Source organism: Nocardioides sp. NBC_00368 (genome assembly GCF_036090055.1).
Classification (GTDB): domain Bacteria; phylum Actinomycetota; class Actinomycetes; order Propionibacteriales; family Nocardioidaceae; genus Nocardioides.
The window spans coordinates 446,121-464,337 of the sequence record NZ_CP107970.1; the positions used below are offsets into that span (position 1 = coordinate 446,121).

19 protein-coding genes are annotated in these 18,217 nt (G+C 68.8%); 10 read left to right on the top strand and 9 right to left on the bottom strand.

The window, feature by feature from the left end; all coding sequences use genetic code 11:
* Window positions 1–27: 27 nt before the first annotated feature.
* The 3 genes from OG984_RS02110 to OG984_RS02120 are packed head-to-tail and all read left to right on the top strand — an operon-like array spanning window position 28 to window position 2,059.
* Window positions 28–870 carry a PPK2 family polyphosphate kinase gene (locus tag OG984_RS02110; RefSeq protein ID WP_328530027.1) on the top strand — a complete coding sequence of 281 codons (843 nt, stop codon included), beginning with the start codon at window positions 28–30 and terminating at the stop codon, window positions 868–870.
* Complete coding sequence (locus tag OG984_RS02115) at window positions 867–1,649, top strand: HipA family kinase (RefSeq protein WP_328530028.1); 783 nt, start codon at window positions 867–869, stop codon at window positions 1,647–1,649. The genes OG984_RS02110 and OG984_RS02115 overlap by 4 nt, the downstream gene beginning before the upstream one ends.
* Window positions 1,649–2,059 carry a DUF3037 domain-containing protein gene (locus tag OG984_RS02120; protein ID WP_008357243.1) on the top strand — a complete coding sequence of 137 codons (411 nt, stop codon included), beginning with the start codon at window positions 1,649–1,651 and terminating at the stop codon, window positions 2,057–2,059. The genes OG984_RS02115 and OG984_RS02120 overlap by 1 nt, the downstream gene beginning before the upstream one ends.
* 90 nt (window positions 2,060–2,149) lie before the next feature.
* Here the strand turns inward: OG984_RS02120 and OG984_RS02125 are convergent, their stop codons facing one another.
* From OG984_RS02125 to OG984_RS02140, 4 genes are all read right to left on the bottom strand, one after another.
* Window positions 2,150–2,893, bottom strand: a complete 744-nt coding sequence (locus OG984_RS02125) for a sirohydrochlorin chelatase (RefSeq protein ID WP_165111098.1) — start codon at window positions 2,891–2,893, stop codon at window positions 2,150–2,152.
* Between the two features lie 76 nt (window positions 2,894–2,969).
* Complete coding sequence (locus tag OG984_RS02130) at window positions 2,970–3,713, bottom strand: phosphoadenylyl-sulfate reductase (protein WP_008357240.1); 744 nt, start codon at window positions 3,711–3,713, stop codon at window positions 2,970–2,972.
* Window positions 3,714–3,789: 76 nt separating this feature from the next.
* Entirely contained in the window at window positions 3,790–3,960 is a 171-nt protein-coding gene (locus tag OG984_RS02135) for a hypothetical protein (RefSeq protein WP_328530029.1), read from the bottom strand.
* Complete coding sequence (locus tag OG984_RS02140; RefSeq protein WP_328530030.1) at window positions 3,957–5,681, bottom strand: nitrite/sulfite reductase; 1,725 nt, start codon at window positions 5,679–5,681, stop codon at window positions 3,957–3,959. The genes OG984_RS02135 and OG984_RS02140 overlap by 4 nt, the downstream gene beginning before the upstream one ends.
* A gap of 465 nt (window positions 5,682–6,146) precedes the next feature.
* Here OG984_RS02140 and OG984_RS02145 point away from each other — a divergent pair, with 465 nt between their 5' ends.
* The 3 genes from OG984_RS02145 (at window position 6,147) to OG984_RS02155 (ending at window position 8,987) form a co-directional block, all read left to right on the top strand.
* Window positions 6,147–7,589, top strand: a complete 1,443-nt coding sequence (locus OG984_RS02145) for a glycine hydroxymethyltransferase (protein WP_328530031.1) — start codon at window positions 6,147–6,149, stop codon at window positions 7,587–7,589.
* 84 nt (window positions 7,590–7,673) lie between these two features.
* A complete protein-coding gene (locus OG984_RS02150; protein WP_328530032.1) occupies window positions 7,674–8,210 on the top strand; it encodes a GNAT family N-acetyltransferase in 537 nt (178 codons plus the stop codon).
* A gap of 6 nt (window positions 8,211–8,216) precedes the next feature.
* Window positions 8,217–8,987, top strand: a complete 771-nt coding sequence (locus tag OG984_RS02155; RefSeq protein ID WP_328530033.1) for a hypothetical protein — start codon at window positions 8,217–8,219, stop codon at window positions 8,985–8,987.
* A 143-nt stretch (window positions 8,988–9,130) separates the two neighbouring features.
* Here OG984_RS02155 and OG984_RS02160 read toward each other — a convergent pair whose 3' ends face one another.
* From OG984_RS02160 to OG984_RS02175, 4 genes are all read right to left on the bottom strand, one after another.
* A complete protein-coding gene (locus tag OG984_RS02160) occupies window positions 9,131–9,673 on the bottom strand; it encodes a Uma2 family endonuclease (RefSeq protein ID WP_328530034.1) in 543 nt (180 codons plus the stop codon).
* 82 nt (window positions 9,674–9,755) lie between these two features.
* Window positions 9,756–10,499 (bottom strand): class I SAM-dependent DNA methyltransferase, encoded by a 744-nt coding sequence (locus OG984_RS02165; RefSeq protein WP_328530035.1) that lies wholly within the window; start codon window positions 10,497–10,499, stop codon window positions 9,756–9,758.
* Between the two features lie 56 nt (window positions 10,500–10,555).
* Window positions 10,556–11,248, bottom strand: coding sequence for a response regulator (locus OG984_RS02170; protein ID WP_328530036.1), 693 nt, complete (start codon window positions 11,246–11,248; stop codon window positions 10,556–10,558).
* Window positions 11,245–12,849, bottom strand: coding sequence for a sensor histidine kinase (locus tag OG984_RS02175; protein WP_328530037.1), 1,605 nt, complete (start codon window positions 12,847–12,849; stop codon window positions 11,245–11,247). The genes OG984_RS02170 and OG984_RS02175 overlap by 4 nt, the downstream gene beginning before the upstream one ends.
* Before the next feature lie 146 nt (window positions 12,850–12,995).
* Between OG984_RS02175 and OG984_RS02180 the strand changes: the two genes are divergently transcribed.
* Window positions 12,996–14,348: a cation:dicarboxylate symporter family transporter gene (locus OG984_RS02180; RefSeq protein ID WP_328530038.1), complete on the top strand. Its 1,353-nt coding sequence runs from the start codon at window positions 12,996–12,998 to the stop codon at window positions 14,346–14,348.
* 63 nt (window positions 14,349–14,411) lie between these two features.
* Here the strand turns inward: OG984_RS02180 and OG984_RS02185 are convergent, their stop codons facing one another.
* Complete coding sequence (locus OG984_RS02185; RefSeq protein WP_328530039.1) at window positions 14,412–14,756, bottom strand: hypothetical protein; 345 nt, start codon at window positions 14,754–14,756, stop codon at window positions 14,412–14,414.
* Between the two features lie 257 nt (window positions 14,757–15,013).
* Here OG984_RS02185 and OG984_RS02190 point away from each other — a divergent pair, with 257 nt between their 5' ends.
* Genes OG984_RS02190 through OG984_RS02200 form a run of 3 tightly spaced genes read left to right on the top strand, consistent with a single transcriptional unit; the run spans window position 15,014 to window position 18,146 of the window.
* The gene (locus OG984_RS02190; RefSeq protein ID WP_328530040.1) at window positions 15,014–16,315 is read left to right on the top strand and encodes an ABC transporter substrate-binding protein; all 1,302 of its coding nucleotides are present in this window, start codon (window positions 15,014–15,016) and stop codon (window positions 16,313–16,315) included.
* On the top strand, window positions 16,312–17,307 hold the full coding sequence (locus OG984_RS02195) for a carbohydrate ABC transporter permease (RefSeq protein WP_328530041.1): 996 nt from the start codon (window positions 16,312–16,314) through the stop codon (window positions 17,305–17,307). Before OG984_RS02190 ends, OG984_RS02195 begins: the two co-directional genes overlap by 4 nt.
* Window positions 17,307–18,146, top strand: coding sequence for a carbohydrate ABC transporter permease (locus OG984_RS02200; RefSeq protein WP_328530042.1), 840 nt, complete (start codon window positions 17,307–17,309; stop codon window positions 18,144–18,146). The genes OG984_RS02195 and OG984_RS02200 overlap by 1 nt, the downstream gene beginning before the upstream one ends.
* Window positions 18,147–18,217 lie beyond the last annotated feature (71 nt).

An 18,217-nucleotide genomic window follows, 5' to 3' on the forward strand; every position in this document is an offset into this window, starting at 1 on the left:
GATCGCTCGCGGGCCTATCGTCGTGGCATGAGCCTCCTCGACGAGCTGCGACTTCCGGCCGGACCGGTGGACCTGCGGAAGTACGACACCAACTCCGCCCCCGGCGTCGGCGCCGACAAGGAGACCGGCAAGCAGGTGCTCGCCGAGCTCGGCCCGACGCTGATCGAGCTGCAGACCAAGCTGTTCGCCTCCAAGGAGAGCGACACCCCGAGGCGGGTGCTGCTCGTCCTGCAGGGGATGGACACCTCCGGCAAGGGCGGGGTGCTGAAGCACACCGTCGGGCTCGTCGACCCCGTCGGCGTGAAGATCACCAGCTTCAAGGCGCCGACCGAGGAGGAGCGGGCCCAGGACTTCCTGTGGCGGATCGAGAAGGCGGTGCCAGGCCTCGGCTATCTCGGTGTCTTCGACCGCTCGCACTACGAGGACGTGCTGATCGGACGCGTCCGCGCCCTCGCCGCCCCGGAGGAGGTCGAGCGGCGCTACGCCGCGATCAACGACTTCGAGAAGCGGCTGGCCGATGACGGCACCGTCATCCTCAAGTGCATGCTGCACATCTCGCCCAAGGAGCAGAAGAAGCGGCTGCTGGCGCGGCTCGAGGACCCGACGAAGCACTGGAAGTACAGCCCAGGAGACGTCGACGAGCGCCAGCTGTGGGAGAGCTACCAGGAGGCGTACGAGATTGCGCTGGAGCGCACCAACACCGAGTACGCTCCGTGGTACCTCGTGCCGAGCGACAAGAAGTGGTATCGCAACCTGGCCATCGGCGAGCTGCTCCTGGAGACCCTGGACGGGCTCGATCTCGACTGGCCCGCGCCCAGCTTCGACGTCGCCGAGGAGAAGAGACGACTGGAAGAGGACACCATCTCGTGACTTTGGAGACGGTGCGGGTGACGCGGTATGTCACCCCGCTCCGGGAGGGCGGCAGCCTGCCCGGGATCGTGGAGGCCGATGACCTCGGCACCTATGTGTGCAAGTTCCGTGGCGCCGGGCAGGGGCTGCGGGTGCTGGTCGCGGAGGTGATCGTCACCGGCCTGTGCCGGGCGCTCGACATCCCGACCCCCGAACAGGTCGTGCTCGACCTGGACCCCGAGATCGCGCGCTACGAGGCCGACGAGGAGGTCCAGGACCTCCTCAACGTGAGCGCCGGCCTCAACCTCGGCATCGACTTCCTGGCGGGTGCGTTCGGCTACGACGCCGCCTACTCGCCCGAGCCGGCGCTGGCGGGGCGGATCCTGTGGATGGATGCGCTGATCGCCAACGTCGACCGCTCCTGGCGCAATCCCAACATGCTGCTGTGGAACGGTGCGCTCTACGTCATCGACCACGGCGCCTCGCTCTACTTCCACCACGTCTGGCCCGGCGGGGGCGGCGACCCGGCGCGCTACGCGGCGCAGCCCTTCGACACCTCCGAGCACATCCTGCGCGCCTTCGGCGCCGAGGCGCTCGCCCAGAACGAGGACCTCGCCGCTCGCCTCGACGACGCGGTGCTGGAGAAGGTGCTCGCCGACGTACCCGACGAGTGGCTCGAGCCGGTCCCCGGCTACGACACCGCGGAGTCGCTGCGCGAACGCTACGTCGCGTTCCTGCGTGCCCGCCTCGACGGCGGGCGCCCGTGGCTGCCCGCGGCCGAACCCTCCCAGGGGGCGTGATGGACGCCTACCAGTACGTCGTGCTCCGCTGCGTACCCCGGCCCGAGCGCGAGGAGTTCCTCAACGTCGGCGTCGTCCTCTACTGCCCCGAGCAGAAGTTCCTCGCCGCCCGGTGGACGCTCGACGAGCAGCGCCTCGCCACGTTCGCCCCGCGCCTCGACCTCTCCCTGGTCCGGGCGGCCCTGGAGTCGGTCGACCTGATCTGCGCCGGCGCGGCTCACGCCGGCTTCGGCGCGGGCGTCCGGGCCACGGCGTACGGCAACCGGGCACTCTCGGACAACGAGTCGGCCCGCTTCGGCCTCCTCAAGGCCCCGAAGAGCACCGTCCTGCAGCCCGGACCCGTCCACGGTGGCGTGACCACCGACGCCGCCGCCGAGCTCGACCGCATCTTCGCCCACCAGATCGCCTGACAGCCGAGACCGCAGTTCTGGCGGCCGAGAATGTAGTTGTGGGCGACGAAACCACAGTTTCGTCGCCCACAACTACTTATTCGGCAGAGGTCAGACCGGGACGAGCTCCACGGCGCCGACGGCGTAGCGGGCCAGGATGGTGCGGGCGACCTCGGGGTGGGCGCCCATCGGGTCGCTGACCGCGACGGCGCCGGCCTCGAGCGCGAGCTCCTTGGCCCGGTCGGGCAGCTGCCCGGGAGCCAGGAAGAGCATGCCGACCGCGATGTGGCGGCGGCCCTCGGCGCGGAAGGCGCGGACGGCCTCGCCGGTGGCGGGCGGAGCAGCCGAGGCGTACGCAGCCACGACCGGCAGCTTGTGGTGGGCACCCCAGATCCGGGCCAGGCGAGCCACGGACTGGTTGGCCAGCGAGTCCGAGGAGCCGGCGGCGGCCAGGACGAGGGCGTCGAGCTCGCGCACCCGGGCGGCCTTCAGCGACGCCCGCAGGCGCTCGTCGAGCACCTGCAGGAAGACGCTCTCGAGGCCGAGGATCGCGCTGGTGTGGATCCGCAGGCCGGCGTGGCGGGCGGTGGCCTCGGCGATGACCGAGGGTACGTCGACGCGGGCGTGGAACGCCTCGGTCAGCAGGAGCGGCACGACGACGATCTCGTCGTGGCCGGCCTTGACCAGCTTGTCGATGACGGCCTGGAAACGCGGCCGGGAGTGGTCGAGGAAGGCGGCTTCGATGCGGAGGTCGGGGCGCAGGGCGCGTACCTCGGCCACGAGGGCGTTGATGGTCGCGGCGGACTGCGGATCGCGGCTGCCGTGAGCCAGGGCTACCAGAGCGGGAGCTGCCATTGTCTTCATCCTTCGGGTGTTGCAGGGAAAGTCGGAAAGTCTGTGTTTGTTCGCGCCCTTCGGGCGGCGCTGCCGGTCAGGCGTGGATGCCGCACTCGGTCTTGCCGGTGCCGGCCCATCGCCCGCTGCGCGGGTCCTCGCCGGGGGCGACCCGGCGGGTGCACGGCGCGCAGCCGATGGAGGGATACCCGTCATAGACGAGCGGGTTCACGAGCACTCCGTTGTCCTCGATGTATCGCTCGACCTGCTCGTCGGACCATCGCGCCATCGGCGAGACCTTGACCTTCTGGCGTTTGGCGTCCCAGCCGATGACCGGGGCGATGACCCGGTTCTTCGTCTCCGCACGGCGCAGGCCGGTGGCCCAGGCGTCGTAGGAGGCGAGCGAGTCGGCCAGGGGCTTGACCTTGCGCAGTGCGCAGCACAGGTCGGGGTCGGTCCGGTAGAGGTCCTTGCCGTACTCCGCGTCCTGCTCCGCGACGCTCTGCACAGGGGTGATCGTCAGCAGGTTGACCGGCATCGTCGCCGCGACCGCGTCGCGGGTGCCGATCGTCTCGATGAAGTGGTAGCCGGTGTCGAGGAAGACCACGTCGATCCCGGGCACGACCTTCGAGGCGAGATGCGCCAGGACCGCGTCACCCATCGAGGACGTGATCGCGAACCGCTCGCCGAAGGTGGCGGCGGCCCACTCGATGATCGTCTCGGCCGGGGCGAGCTCGAGCTCGGCTCCCCAGTGGGAGACGATCTCGCGCAGCTCCTCGGGCGTACGTCCCTCGGTGTCCACCGCGCGGTTGGCCCGGGCGGCTGCTGTGCTGACGCTCATGCCGCCACCTCCGTAACGGAATGCGAAGAATACGGAACCGGCGGCCTGAGGCCCATTGTCGCTCGCTTGCGCTCGCTCATGCGTGCGCCTCCTTCGTGACGGTCCGAGAGATCTGTCCCAACGACTTCAGCTGGAAGGCCCGCAGGCAGGCGCGGCACTCCCAGGACCCGTGCGTCGCCTCGTGCGGCCACAGGTCGGTCTCCCCGCAGAAGGGGCAGTGGAACGGGGTGCCGGCGCGCTCGCTCATGCGGGCACCTCCGTGAGGGTCTTCTCGCCGCGCAGCAGCACCTCGTCGGCGCGTGCGGTCCAAGCCGAGAACGTCTCGCCCTCGGTCCGGTCGGCCAGGTAGTTGACCACCAGCGCGGAGATGTAGTCGTCGAGCCCGGCCGAGGTGACCTTGTGGGCCCGCAGCTTGCGGCCGAAGTTGGCGGTCAGACCGGTCGCGCCGCCCAGGTGCACCTGGAAGCCCTCGACCTGGTTGCCGTCGTCGTCGAGGACCAGCTGGCCCTTGAGCCCGATGTCGGCGACCTGGGTGCGGGCGCAGGCGTTGGGGCAGCCGTTGACGTTGACGGTGATGGAGGCGTCGAGCTCGGGGAACCGCGACTCGAGCGAGGCGATCAGGTCGCGGGCGCGGTCCTTGGTGTCCACGATCGCGAGCTTGCAGAACTCGATGCCGGTGCAGGCCATCGTGTTCTGCCGCCAGTTGGAGGGCCGGGCCGAGAAGCCGATGGCGTCGAGCTCGGTGACCAGGTCCTCGACCACCTCCGGGGAGACCCCGATCAGCACGATCTTCTGGTACGGAGTGAGCCGGGCGCCCTCGACGGCGAACTTCTCCATGACGCCGGCGAGCTCGACCAGGTGGGTGCCGGAGATGCGGCCGGCGATCGGGGCCAGCCCGACGTACTTCTTGCCGTCCTTCTGGTCGTGGATGCCGACGTGGTCGCGGTGGCCCAGCGGCGACTCGGGGGAGGGGTTGGAGACCAGCTCGCGGTCGAGGTACTCGTTCTCGAGCACCTCGCGGAACTTCTCCTTGCCCCAGTCGGCGACGAGGAACTTCAGCCGCGCCCGCGAGCGCAGCCGGCGGTAGCCGTAGTCGCGGAAGATGCCGGCGACTCCGGCCCACACGTCGGCGACCTCCTCGAGCGGCACCCACACGCCGAGCTTCTCGGCCAGGCGCGGGTTGGTGGACAGGCCGCCACCGACCCAGACGTCGAAGCCGGGGCCGTACTCGGGGTGGACGGTGCCGACGAAGGCGATGTCATTGATCTCGGGCGCCACGTCGTGGGAGGGGTGGCCGGTCAGCGCGGTCTTGAACTTGCGCGGGAAGTTCGAGAAGGCGGGGTCGCCCAGGTAGCGCGACTCGATCTCGCGCAGCGCCGAGGTGCCGTCGATGATCTCGTCGGCGGCGACGCCGGCGACCGGCGAGCCGAGGAACGGACGCGGCGAGTCGCCGCAGGCCTCGGTCGAGTGCAGCCCGACCTCCTCCAGGCGCGACCAGATCTCCGGGACGTTCTCGATCTCGATCCAGTGGTACTGGATGTTCTCGCGGTCGGTGATGTCGGCGGTGTCCCGGGCGAAGTCGACGCCGATCTGACCGAGGGTGCGCACCGCGGCGGGGGAGAGGAGCTTGCCGTCGGAGCGGACCCGCATCATGAAGTAGCGGTCGTCGAGCTCCTCTTCCTCGAGGATGGCGGTCTTGCCGCCGTCGATCCCGGGCTTGCGCTGGGTGTAGAGACCGAACCAGCGGAAGCGGCCGCGCATGTCGGCCGGGTCGATCGAGTCGAACCCACGCTTGGAATAGGTGTAGAGGATCCGGTCGCGAACGTTGAGCGGGTCGTCGTTCTTCTTCGACTCCTCGTTCTTGTTCAGCGGCTCGGTGTAGCCGAGGGCCCACTGACCCTCGCCCTTCTTGGGTCGGGGGATCTCGGTCCGGGTGGCGCGCTTGGCCTGAAACCGGTTGTCGCTCATGTCAGAGAAACCTTTGCGTCGGTCGTGGACGCACGGCGGAGCAGGGACGTGCTCGCGGCGGGCGCCCGGGATGTCTGTCGGGCGGCGGGCCAGCGGCTCGACGCGGGGGGATGCGGAGCGCTGGGCGTCAGTGGCGCCAACAGATCGAGCTGCGGATGCGGCAATAGTCCACGTGGCGTCGAACCACGAGGTGCGCATGTGTTGCAGCAGTGACCATGTCAAGGAGTCTCAGGGAGCGGACGGCCTCCACGCAATCTGGAATCCCGATATATGAGACATCCGTCCGTTATGTGGGACATTCCCGCTCGTCCACGCGGGCGGTGTGGCCGAGGTCACCATCTGGTCACGGTCTCTTAACTCGGTTGAGTGGCATCTCATTCCCGCGGGCGGTGATAGGGGACGTACGCAACCCACCGGGCGACCACGATGCTGCTCTCGTCCGCGCGGCTGACTACGCTGTGACCCATGAGCGATCTGTCCGCCTTGACGAGTTCTGCCTACAACCAAGCCCTCGAGGTCATCGCCTCCGTGGAGCCCCGCATCGCCGAGGCGACCAAGCAGGAGCTCGCTGACCAGCGCGCCAGCCTCAAGCTGATCGCGAGCGAGAACTACGCGAGCCCCGCCACGCTGATGACGATGGGCACCTGGTTCTCCGACAAGTACGCCGAGGGCACCGTCGGCCACCGCTTCTACGCCGGCTGCCAGAACGTCGACACCGTCGAGCAGATCGCCGCCGACCACGCCAAGGAGCTGTTCGGCGCCGAGTACGCCTACGTGCAGCCCCACTCCGGCATCGACGCCAACCTCACCGCCTACTGGGCCATCCTCGCCCACCGGGTCGAGGGCCCGTGGCTGGAGAAGATGGCCGTCAAGAACATGAACGAGCTCTCCGAGGCCGACTGGGAGACGCTGCGTGCCGAGCTCGGCAACCAGCGCCTGCTCGGCATGAGCCTCGACGCCGGTGGCCACCTCACCCACGGCTTCCGCCCCAACATCTCGGGCAAGATGTTCCACCAGAACCAGTACGGCACCGACCCCGAGACCGGGCTGCTCGACTACGACGCGCTGCGTGCCAAGGCACGCGAGTTCCAGCCGCTGGTCATCGTGGCCGGCTACTCCGCCTACCCGCGCCGGGTGAACTTCGCCAAGATGCGCGAGATCGCCGACGAGGTCGGCGCCACCCTGATGGTCGACATGGCCCACTTCGCCGGGCTCGTCGCCGGCAAGGTCTTCCAGGGCGAGGAGAACCCGGTTCCCTACGCTCACGTCGTCACCTCGACCTCCCACAAGTCGCTGCGCGGCCCGCGCGGCGGGTTCATCCTGGCCACGGAGGAGTACGCGCCGAGCGTCGACCGCGGCTGCCCGATGGTCCTCGGTGGCCCGCTCAGCCATGTCATGGCAGCGAAGGCCGTCGCCTTCGCCGAGGCGAAGCAGGAGAGCTTCCAGACCTACGCGCAGCAGGTCGCCGACAACGCCAAGTCGCTCGCCGAGGGCTTCCTCAAGCGCGGCGCCAAGCTCGTCACCGGCGGCACCGACAACCACCTCGTCCTGCTCGACGTGACGAGCTTCGGCCTCACCGGCCGCCAGGCCGAGTCGGCGCTGCTCGACTCCGGCGTGGTCACCAACCGCAACTCGGTCCCGGCGGACCCCAACGGCGCCTGGTACACCTCGGGCATCCGCCTCGGCACCCCGGCGCTGACGACCCGCGGCTTCGGCGCCGAGGAGTTCGACCGCGTCGCCGAGCTCATCGTCGACGTCCTCGCCAAGACGACCCCCGGCACCACCAAGGCCGGCGGTCCGTCCAAGGCCTCCTACGCCATCGAGGACGGCGTCGCCGACAACACCAAGGCCGCCGCGGCGGAGCTGCTCGCGAAGTTCCCGCTGTACCCCGGTCTCGACCTGGCGTGACGGCATGAGCGAGCGTCAGCGAGCGACAACAGGCCTCAGGCCGCCGCGTCCGTATCCTTGCGCTTGCGCTACGGAGGCGGCGGCATGAGTGCCCCCAGGAGGCCCAGCTCACTTCCCGGCGTCGGGACCCCTGACAAGGTGGTCCCGACGGCGGAGGTGCGTGTCGTCGTCGAGGACGAGTGGCCGGCGCTCAAGCAGGTGCGCCTGGCCGCTCTGCAGGACACCCCGGAGGCCTACTGGGCCTCCTACGACGAGGTCGCTGCCTGGCCCGACGAGCGCTGGCGGCTCTGGGCCGCGTCCGGAGCCGCCGTGATCGCCTGGGTCGGCGACAAGCCGTCCGGGCTCGCGGCCGGGATCATCCACGACGACGAGCACCACATGATCTCGATGTGGCTGGCGCCCGACGCCCGTGGCCATGGGCTCGCCGAGGCGCTCGTCCACGGTGTCGCCGACTGGGCTCGCCGCGACGGCGCCACCGTGCTGACGCTGTGGGTCGTCGACGGCAACGAGTCGGGCCGCCGCCTCTACGAGCGGATCGGCTTCGAGCCCACCGGCGACCAGCAGCCCTTCCCCGAGGGCGACCCGCGCACCGAGTCGAAGATGGCCCTGCGCCTCACCTGAGACCCGATGGCCGATCCCCGAGAGGGCGTGACCCCCGACGGTCTGATCGTCACGGGAGCGCGCCGCGACAGAGTGCGGTCCAGGTATGATCCGGTCCTTGCGTACGTCCTGGAGCGGGTCACGCCCGAGGTGTCGGTCCATGCCTACGGCTCGGTCGCCAACGGCACGGCCGCCGCCCCCGCCTCAGACGTCGATCTGCTGACGATCGGTCTCCCGCCGGCGGACGCCGCCACGCTCGGAGCCGAGGCGTCGGCGAGGTTCGCCGAACTCTGCCGCGGCGTCGAGATCGCCGCGATGGCCTCGGACGACTACGTCGGCGAGGGCGCCGAGGCGTACGGCAACCGGGTCTTCCTGCGCCACTACTGTGTCCACCTCGCCGGCCCCGATCGCGGCGCCGACCTGCCCGAGTTCCCGGCGGACGCCCGTGCCGCCCGCGGCTTCAACGGCGATATCGCGCGCGCCCTGGCCAGGTGGCGCGCCGCGCTCGGCCGCGACGACGCGGGCGACCTGTCCCGCCGGGTGGCGCGCAAGTCACTCCTCGCCGTGGCCGGCCTGGTCAGCGTCCACGACAGCATCTGGACGACTGATCGCGCGCTCGCGGCGGCCCGCTGGGGCGAGATCGAGCCGACCCTCGCACCCGACCTGGCGCGGCTCGTGGCGCTGTGCGACCGCGGTGGCGCCTCGGAGGACGAGACCGCTGCGCTGCTCGCCGCGGGTGGCGTGGTCGAGTCGATCATCGCCCGCTTCTCGGCTGATATCGGACTCTGGGCGACCTGACCCATACGCCTCTCGAGAACTGGTCATTGTGGGCTCGCCCGTCGTGAGGAAGCAGGCCCAAATCGACCACTTCTGAACGGGAGAACCTAGGGTGGGCCTGTGAGTCATGAGGTTGAGGTCAGCGCCCTCCAGCGCGACGCGGATCAGCCGAGAAGAGCGTCGACGTCGACCGGGACTTTGACGTCGCCGTAGGTCAGCGTCGCCGTCCCGTCCGTGTATCGGCCGGTCTCCACGAAATAGCCGTCCTCGAGGCGGTGGGTGAGGATGACGTGGTCGCGTGGGTCGACGATCCAGTACGCAGGAGCACCCCACTGGGCGTAGCGGTTGAGCTTGCCGACGAGATCGTCGCGACGGTTGCTGGAGAGGATCTCGACAATCAGGTGCGGAGTGGTTCGCAGTGTGCGCTGCTCGTCGGTCTTGTCATGGACCATGAGGTCCAGGATGAGTTCCTCGCGTACGCCGTCCGGGCTCCAGCCCCATGCTTGGGTCACCGAGGTTCCGGGAGCGAGATGCTGACTGATGTGCATCTGGAGTTCGAACATGATGCGCTGGTGGTCTTGTCCTGGTGGTGCCATGGTGACGAGTGCTCCTCCGTAGTACTCGCCTGGGGTGTCGTCGAGGGCGAGATACTCGTCCCACGACATCGGCACGCGTGTCAGATCATCGGTGCTGCTGGCGATGCTCATCACATGCTCCCTTCGGGTGGCGATCGGAGGTGGATTCGTCGTCCACCTCCAGTCTCTCTGATCCGTGGGAACCGGTCCAGCACTAGGCTGGCTTGCGCCACACGGAGACGTGACTCGTGGACTCGCTGGTGAACGCGGAGCGGTCCCAGCCGGCGTACCTCGCCTCCAGGCTCATCCCGGCCAGCCGAGCCATCAGGTCCAGCTCGGCGGGCCAGACGAAGCGGAAGTTGTGCTGCCCGTAGCGGAAGCGACCGTCGGCCTCGCGGGTGTAGTGGTGTGAGATCGCCTGCTGGGTGACCAGGTCGTAGGTGTCGAACCCGAGGTGCGCGGCGGAGACGTCGAACGGGATCGCCGGGCTTCCCGGCGGAAGTCGCCGCAGTCCCGGCACGCCGACCTCGACCAGGAAGCGGCCTCCCGGGGCCAGATGGCGAGCGGCGTTGGCGAAGCAGGCGACCTGCTCCTCCTGCGTACGCAGGTTCCCGATGGTGTTGAAGACCAGATAGACCAAGGCGTACGTCCCGGCCCCGGGCGCCTCGGCCGTGGCCATGTCGCCGACCACGACGGGGATCTCGTCAGCGGTGACCTTGCGCCGCAGGACGTCGACCATCGGCTGGGAGAGCTCGATGCCGGTGACCGGCACCCCCAGCTCCCGCAGAGGTACGCCGATCCGGCCCGTCCCGATGGCGAGCTCGAGCGCCGGGCCACCGTCGGCGACCTCGGCGAGGAAGCGGGCGACCGGCCCGGTCACCTCGGGCGAGTTGACCCAGTCGTCGGGGTCGTCGTAGCGCTCGGCCGTCTCCCGGGTCCACAGATCGCTGCTCGTCATGGGCATCGACTCTGCCCGGCGCCAGGCCCCGCGCGCGAACCATTTACCGCGCCGGCCTAGCTCCAGGAGTAGCTGACCTCGGGCCGGCCGCCGCTGGGACCGTAACGGACCCCGCGCGCGGCCAGGCCCTTGTCGGCGAGATGCTCGAGGTAGCGTCGCGCGGTCACCCGTGACGCACCGACCACCGCCGCGACCTCGCTCGCGGACAGGTCGCCCTCGGCCTCGCGCAGTGCGGCCGTCACGGCCCGCAGCGTCTCCGCGCTCATGCCCTTGGGCAGGGGCGTGCTTCCGGTGGGCCGCAGCGACCCCAGCAGCTGGTCGACCTCGTCCTGGACGACCTCCTCCGGGGCCGCCTCGAGCCGCGCCCGGTAGTCGGCGTACTGCTCGAGCTTGGCCCGGAAGGTCGCGAACGTGAACGGCTTGAGCAGGTAGAGCACGACCCCCTGCACCACGGCCTGCCGCACCACCTTCGTGTCCCGGGCGGCCGTCACCGCGATCACGTCGCACAGGTGCCCGGCGGTGCGGAGCCTGCTGAGCAGCCCGAGCCCGTGACCGTCGGGAAGGTTCATGTCGAGCAGGATCAGGTCGACCGGCGCACCGGCGTCGCGGGCCGCATCGAGCGCCCGGACCGCCTCGCGCGCCGACCGCGCGATCCCGGCGAGGGCGAAGCCCGGAACCCTCCCGACGTACGCCGCATGGGCCTCGGCGGCCAGCGCCTCGTCCTCGACGACCAGGACCCGCACACTCATCCCGAGACCTCCGCGTCGAGGGTGACCGTGAACTCGGCTCCGCCGAGGTGGGAGCGGCCGACGAGGACCTCGCCGCCGTGGCGCCGGGCGACCTGGCCGACCAGCGCGAGGCCGAGACCGCGACCGGTGCCGGGCTCGGCCTTGGTCGTCCATCCGCGGTCGAGGACGCGCGCCGCGGCGGTGTCGTCCAGACCGGGACCGCTGTCGCCCACGCGGACCGTAAGGGTGTGATCGTCACCGGTGAGGTGCACCTCGACCTGACGGGACTCGAAGCCGGAGACGGCGTCGAAGGCGTTGTCGACCAGGTTGCCCAGCACCGTCACCAGGTCGCGGGGCGGGATGCCCGTGCCCGGCGGCAGCTCTCCGACGATCCGGAAATCGACGCCCTGCTCGGCCGCCTCGGCCGACTTCCCGAGCAGGAGCGCCGCGACGACAGGGTCCTCGACCGCGCCGACGACCTGGTCGGTGAGGAGCTGGGCGACCTGCAGCTCCTCGGTGGCGAACTCCACCGCCTCCGACGACCGGCCCATCTCGATGAGGGACACCACGGTGTGCAGCCGGTTGGCCGCCTCGTGGTTCTGCGACCGGAGGGACTCGGTGAGGCGGCGTACGACGTCGAGCTCGCCGGTCACCGAGCGCAGCTCGGTGTGGTCGCGCAGGGTCACCACGGAGCCGACGTCTCGGCCGTCCCATCGGGCCGGTGCCGCGGAGACCACGAGGATCCGCTCGCCGGCCAGGTAGAGGTCGTCGGACTCGGCGGTGCGGCCGCGGGCGGCGGCGACCAGGCCAGGCGCCAGGCCGAGCTCCTCGATCCGGGTGCCGACGACCTCGTCGGGCAGGGCCAGCAGCCGCCGGGCCTCGTCGTTGACGAGCTGCACGCGTCCCTCGCCGTCGAGCAGGAGGAGCCCCTCGCGTACGGAATGGAGGACGGCGGAGTAGTACTCGTACATCCGGGCCAGCTCGCGCTCACCCAGGCCGTGGGTCAGCCGGTGCAGGCGTCGGCTCAGCAGCCAGGCGCCGATGAGCCCGGCGATCAGCACGAGCCCGCCGAAGAGCAGCACGATCCGGACGTCGCGCTTGAGGCCGCGGTTGATGTCGCTGACCGTGATGCCGACGGAGACGAGCGCGATGATCTCGTCGCCGTCCGCGACCGGGACCACCGCACGGACCGACGGGCCGAGCGTCCCGGTGTACTGCTGTGTGAAGACCTCGCCCTCGGGCGCACTGCCGAGGTCGCCGACGAACTTCCCGCCGATCTGATCCGGGTCGGTGTGGGTGTAGCGGGTGCGGTCCAGGTCCATCACCACGACGAAGTCGGTGTCGGTGTCGCGGCGGACCTCCTCGGTCCAGGGCTGGAGGGTCGCCGTCGGGTCCTCGCCGCGCAGGGCCGTGCGCACGGTGGGGGAGTCGGCGACGGTCTGGGCCACGGCGACCGCGCGTTGGGTGGCTCGGCTGTAGGAGTCGCGACGGGCGTCGTAGGAGGCCATCAGGATGCCGGTGACGACGAGCAGCAGCACCGTGCCGAACTGCAGGAGCAGCACCTGCTGAGCCACCGGACGATCCCGGATGGCGCGGGAGCGGAGCGGGCGGACGCGGGGCACCACCTCATTCTGACCCACCCCGGCCGCGTGGTTGTGACGGCGGCCACGAACACAACGAACACAACAGTGACGGTCGTCACTTTCTGCCGCAGAGTTGCCGAGGTTGCCCCAGACGGGCGCGGACACACACCGGACCAGGAGGAACGATGAGTACGACCACCACAGGGACACCACCCACGAAGGACCGGACCCACTATCTCTACATCGCGGTGATCGCCGCGGTGGTCCTCGGCATCCTGGTCGGGCTGATCGCTCCGGGCTTCGCGGTGGAGCTGAAGCCGATCGGGACCGCGTTCGTGAACCTGATCAAGATGATGATCCAGCCGATCATCTTCTGCACCCTGGTGATCGGCGTCGGCTCGGTCGCCAATGCGGCCAAGGTCGGCAAGGTCGGCGGGCTGGCACTGGTCTACTTCATCGTGATGTCCACGGTCGCCCTGGCGATCGGTGTCATCGTCGGCAACATCATCGACCCGGGCACCGGCCTCCAGCTGAGCTCGGACGCGTCCAGCGCGGGCCAGGAGGCGGCCTCGGAGGGACACGCGAGCACGACCGACTTCCTGCTCAGCATCATCCCGACCTCGCTCTTCTCGGCGCTGACCTCCGGTGTCGTGCTGCAGACGCTGCTCGTCGCGCTGCTGGTCGGCTTCGCGCTGCAGCGGATGGGGGAGTCGGGCAAGCCGATCCTCAACGCGATCACCTGGATCCAGAAGCTGATCTTCCGGGTGCTCGCGATGATCATGTGGGCCGCCCCGGTCGGTGCCTTCGGTGCCATCGCCGGTGTCGTGGGCGAGACCGGCATCGACGCGCTCAAGAGCCTCGCGGTCATCATGATCGCCTTCTACATCACGTGCGCGATCTTCGTCTTCGTCATCCTGGGCGTGCTCCTCAAGCTGGCCACCGGGGTGAACCTGTTCAAGCTGCTCAAGTACCTCGGCCGCGAGTTCCTGCTCATCCTCTCGACCAGCTCCTCGGAGTCCGCTCTCCCGCGCCTGATCGCGAAGATGGAGCACGCCGGCGTCGAGAAGGCGACCGTCGGTGTGGTCGTCCCGACCGGCTACTCGTTCAACCTGGACGGCACCGCGATCTACCTGACGATGGCCTCGATCTTCATCGCGGACGCGATGGGGGACCCGCTGAGCATCGGTGAGCAGATCGGTCTGCTGCTGTTCATGATGATCGCCTCCAAGGGCGCCGCCGGTGTCACCGGCGCCGGCCTGGCGACCCTGGCCGGCGGACTCCAGTCGCACCGCCCGGAGATGGTGGACGGCGTGGGCCTGATCGTGGGCATCGACCGGTTCATGTCCGAGGCCCGTGCGCTGACCAACTTCGCCGGCAACTCGGTCGCCACCGTGCTGGTCGGTCACTGGACCAAGACCGTCGACCACAGTCAGCTCGGCCGTGTTCTGGCTGGTCAGGACCCGTTCGACGAGACCACGATGGTCGACGACCACGCTGCCACCCCGCCCGCGGCAGAGGGTGAGAAGGCGCTCGTCTAGACCCCACGACAACAGGCCGTACGTCGCGCATGCGCGCGCGACGTACGGCCTGTTGTCGACCTGTCATCGGTTCCGGTAGAGGATCCGGGCCAGCTCGAACGGCGCGGTGCGCCAGGACCCGATCGGCTCGTCGTCGAGTCCGATCCGGCCGAGCGCGGCGACGATCCAGGAGAAAGCGAGGCAGCCGATGCCGGCGACGGTCCAGATCCCGACCGAACGCCACGTCAGGTCTCCGCCGAAGGTCCGGAAGATGCCGATCACGGCCGCGATCAGGGCGATCGCCCCGATCAGCCAGAAGAGGATCGAGCAGATGGCGGCGGCCAGGCGGCCGGCCATGGCCAGCGGGTCGCGGGGAGGCTGGTGATGGGGCCCCGGGGGCCCGTGCTGGGGAGAGCGGGGATAGTTCATTTGGGCGCTGATTCTGGCTTACCTCGGCCTTTGGAGCCACTCCGCGCTGGCGGGTCTCCGTGGCGCCCGAGTGTCTGACAGGTATGGTCCTGCGCGTTCTCGGGTGAATGTTCGACAATTTGTCCGGGACATCGATGGACCGTAGCGACTAGTGTTACGGAGATCACATAACGAGGCGCTGCCTCGTGGACCCGACGCGGCCTGCGTGGCACGACTCCGTGGATCAAACGATGATGGAGGGTGCAATTCCAATGCACGTGCGCAAGTGGCAAATCGGAGCAGTAACCGCAGGTCTGCTCGTCGCGACCGGCTGTGGTGTGCCGGGTGGCGGCGGCAGCAACGATGCCGGCGATACCGAAGAGGGAGACGGCAGCATCCAGATCCTCGGTGCGATCCCCGAGGGCGAGGCCGTGGGCCTCAACGCGGCGCTCAAGACGTTCACCGACGAGACGGGGATCAAGGTCACCTACACCCCGTCCACCGACTTCACGACCGAGATCCGCACCAAGGTCAACGGAAACGATGCCCCTGACATCGCGCTCTTCCCGCAGCCCGGTCTGGTCGGCGACCTGACCGAGTCGGGCGACACGCTTCCGCTCGACGATCTCATCGACGTCGACAAGCTCGACGACGCGATGATCCCGGGCCTGATGGACTCGGTCGAGATCGACGACAAGACCTACGGGGTCCCGATCCGGGTCTCGATGAAGTCGCTGGTCTGGACCCCGAAGAACTTCGAGGAGTCCGGCTACAAGACGCCGACGACCTGGGACGAGCTGATGTCGCTCCAGGACGACATCATCGCGAAGGGTCAGACCCCGTGGTGCTTCGGTGCCGAGGCCGGCGCCGACACCGGCTGGGTCTACACCGACTGGGTCGAGGAGATCGTCCTGCGCCAGGAGGGCCCGGAGTTCTACGACGACTGGGTCAACCACGAGGTCCCGTTCAACGACCCGAAGATCGTCCAGGCGATCGAGACCATGGGCGAGATCATCAACAAGCCGAAGAACGTACGCGGCGGGGCCGACGGCACGCTGAGCGAGCCCTTCGGTGACTCGCCCCTGCCGCTGTTCACCGACCCGCCGGGCTGCGAGATGCACCGCCAGGCCAACTTCATCACGACCTTCTTCCCGAAGGACGTCCAGCAGGATCTGGCCGGCAACGTCGACGTCTTCGCGCTCCCGGGCGACATGGAGGGCGGCTTCGAGGGCACTCCGGTGCTCGGTGGCGGTGACATGGCGACCGCCTTCACCAACGACACCGACGTGGTCGAGCTGATGGAGTTCTTCGCGTCTCCCGACTTCGGTGCCGAGTGGGCCAAGGCCGGCGGCTGGCTCTCGCCGAGCACGGAGTTCGACAACTCCAACTATGCCGACCCGATGTTCGGGGAGATCGCGACCCTGCTGCAGGACGCCGACACCTTCCGCTTCGACGGTTCTGACCTGATGCCCGCGCAGGTCGGCGCCGGCACGTTCTGGAGCGAGATGAACGCCTACGTCGGAGGTGAGAAGAGCGCTCAGGAGGCTGCCGACGCGATCGAGGAGAGCTGGCGAGGATGAGCGATGATCCTTTCCTGAAGATCGTCAACGGCCTGGTCGCGATCGTCCTGGGGGTCGGCGGCACCGCCGCTCTCTACTGGGTGCTCAACTTCCTGGTGGGGCTGCTCCCCGGCAAGTGGGACAGGCGGATCAAGCCGTACGTCTTCGTCGGCCCGGCCGTCCTGGTGGTCACCGTCTTCCTGATCTACCCGGCTCTGATGACGGTGATCTTCAGCTTCGCCGATGCCAACAGCATCAACTGGGTGGGCTTCCAGAACTACGTCGACCTGTTCCAGGACAAGGAGTTCCTCGGCACGTTGTTCAACAACCTGCTCTGGATCCTCATCGTCCCGGCCGGCAGCGTCATCGTCGGCCTGCTCGTGGCGGTGCTGGCCGACCGGCTCAAGGCGCTGCCGGAGCGGATCGCGAAGTCGGTCATCTTCATGCCGATGGCGATCAGCTTCGTCGGGGCGAGCACGATCTGGGGCTTCGTCTACGCGACCCGGTTCGCGCAGGGGGACAAGCAGATCGGGCTCCTCTCGGCGATCTCGACCAGCCTCGGTTTCGAGCCGGTCGCCTGGCTCCGGATCCAGACCGGCAGCCTCAACGACCTGCTCCTGATCGTCATCATGGTCTGGCTGCAGGCCGGGTTCGCGATGGTGCTGCTCTCCTCGGCGATCAAGGGCGTCCCCGACGACACCGTCGAGGCTGCCCGCATCGACGGGGCCAGCGAGGTGCAGATCTTCTTCAAGGTCGTCGTGCCGCAGATCTGGCCGACGGTGATCGTGGTCTTCGTGACCATCCTCATCCTGGTCCTGAAGGTCTTCGACATCGTCTACGTCATGACCGGTGGTCGGTCCGGCACCTCGGTGCTGGCCAACACCTTCTTCGTCGAGCTCTTCGAGTTCGGTGATGCCGGCCGGGCGGCGGCGGTCGTGGTCGTCCTGATGATCGCCGTGATCCCGGTGATGATCTACCAGATGCGCCAGTTCAAGAAGCAGGAGGCCCGCTGATGAAGCAGCTCACCATGGGCGGCCTCGCTGTCCGCGTCGCCATCATCCTGCTGTGCGTCCTCTGGTTCATCCCGACCCTCGGGCTGCTGGTCTCGTCGTTCCGCGACGAGGCCGACGTCAAGACGTCGGGCTGGTGGACGGTCATCACCGACCCGTTCTCCCAGTGGACGCTGGACAGCTACTCCCAGGTCCTCGAGAGCGGGATGGGCAACGCGTTCGTGAACTCGATCGTCGTCTCGGTTCCGGCGACGCTGCTGCCGATCATGATCGCTGCGTTCGCTGCGTACGCGTTCACGTTCATGCGGTTCTGGGGACGGAACGTGCTGTTCATGCTGATCGTCGGGCTGCTGGTCGTGCCCTTGCAGGTGGCCTTCGTGCCCCTGCTCAACCTGTTCAGCGACTACGACCTCAACGGCACCTTCCTCGCGGTGTGGCTTGCCCACACCGGGTTCGGGATGCCGCTGGCGGTCTACATCCTGCGCAACTACATGTCGAGCCTGCCGCACGAGATCATCGAGTCGGCCGAGATCGACGGGGCGTCCCACTTCCAGACCTTCTGGAGACTGATCGTGCCGATGTCGGTGCCCGCGCTGGCGGCGTTCGCGATCTTCCAGTTCCTCTGGGTGTGGAACGACCTCCTCGTCGCTCTCATCTTCCTCGGGGCGGGTGACAACGAGGTCGTCACGATCACGCTGCGTGACCTGATCGGCGACAAGGGCCAGGAGTGGCACCTGCTCACCGCGGGTGCGTTCATCACCATGACGGTGCCGCTGCTCGTGTTCTTCTCGCTGCAGCGCTACTTCGTCCGTGGACTGACCGCTGGTTCCGTGAAGGGCTGAGGTTCGTCCGCACACGGCGGGCGTCATGTCTCCTCGGGGGCATGGCGCCCGCCGCGTCGTAGGCCGACGCG

Bases quoted from the DNA above. Each gene is read 5' to 3' on its own strand.
- OG984_RS02110 (WP_328530027.1), top strand. From the start codon at position 28: ATGAGCCTCCTCGACGAGCTGCGACTTCCGGCCGGACCGGTGGACCTG.
- OG984_RS02120 (WP_008357243.1), top strand. From the start codon at position 1,649: ATGGACGCCTACCAGTACGTCGTGCTCCGCTGCGTACCCCGGCCCGAG.
- OG984_RS02125 (WP_165111098.1), bottom strand. From the start codon at position 2,893: ATGGCAGCTCCCGCTCTGGTAGCCCTGGCTCACGGCAGCCGCGATCCG.
- OG984_RS02130 (WP_008357240.1), bottom strand. From the start codon at position 3,713: ATGAGCGTCAGCACAGCAGCCGCCCGGGCCAACCGCGCGGTGGACACC.
- OG984_RS02135 (WP_328530029.1), bottom strand. From the start codon at position 3,960: ATGAGCGAGCGCGCCGGCACCCCGTTCCACTGCCCCTTCTGCGGGGAG.
- OG984_RS02140 (WP_328530030.1), bottom strand. From the start codon at position 5,681: ATGAGCGACAACCGGTTTCAGGCCAAGCGCGCCACCCGGACCGAGATC.
- OG984_RS02145 (WP_328530031.1), top strand. From the start codon at position 6,147: ATGAGCGATCTGTCCGCCTTGACGAGTTCTGCCTACAACCAAGCCCTC.
- OG984_RS02150 (WP_328530032.1), top strand. From the start codon at position 7,674: ATGAGTGCCCCCAGGAGGCCCAGCTCACTTCCCGGCGTCGGGACCCCT.
- OG984_RS02155 (WP_328530033.1), top strand. From the start codon at position 8,217: ATGGCCGATCCCCGAGAGGGCGTGACCCCCGACGGTCTGATCGTCACG.
- OG984_RS02160 (WP_328530034.1), bottom strand. From the start codon at position 9,673: ATGAGCATCGCCAGCAGCACCGATGATCTGACACGCGTGCCGATGTCG.
- OG984_RS02165 (WP_328530035.1), bottom strand. From the start codon at position 10,499: ATGACGAGCAGCGATCTGTGGACCCGGGAGACGGCCGAGCGCTACGAC.
- OG984_RS02170 (WP_328530036.1), bottom strand. From the start codon at position 11,248: ATGAGTGTGCGGGTCCTGGTCGTCGAGGACGAGGCGCTGGCCGCCGAG.
- OG984_RS02180 (WP_328530038.1), top strand. From the start codon at position 12,996: ATGAGTACGACCACCACAGGGACACCACCCACGAAGGACCGGACCCAC.
- OG984_RS02185 (WP_328530039.1), bottom strand. From the start codon at position 14,756: ATGAACTATCCCCGCTCTCCCCAGCACGGGCCCCCGGGGCCCCATCAC.
- OG984_RS02195 (WP_328530041.1), top strand. From the start codon at position 16,312: ATGAGCGATGATCCTTTCCTGAAGATCGTCAACGGCCTGGTCGCGATC.
- OG984_RS02200 (WP_328530042.1), top strand. From the start codon at position 17,307: ATGAAGCAGCTCACCATGGGCGGCCTCGCTGTCCGCGTCGCCATCATC.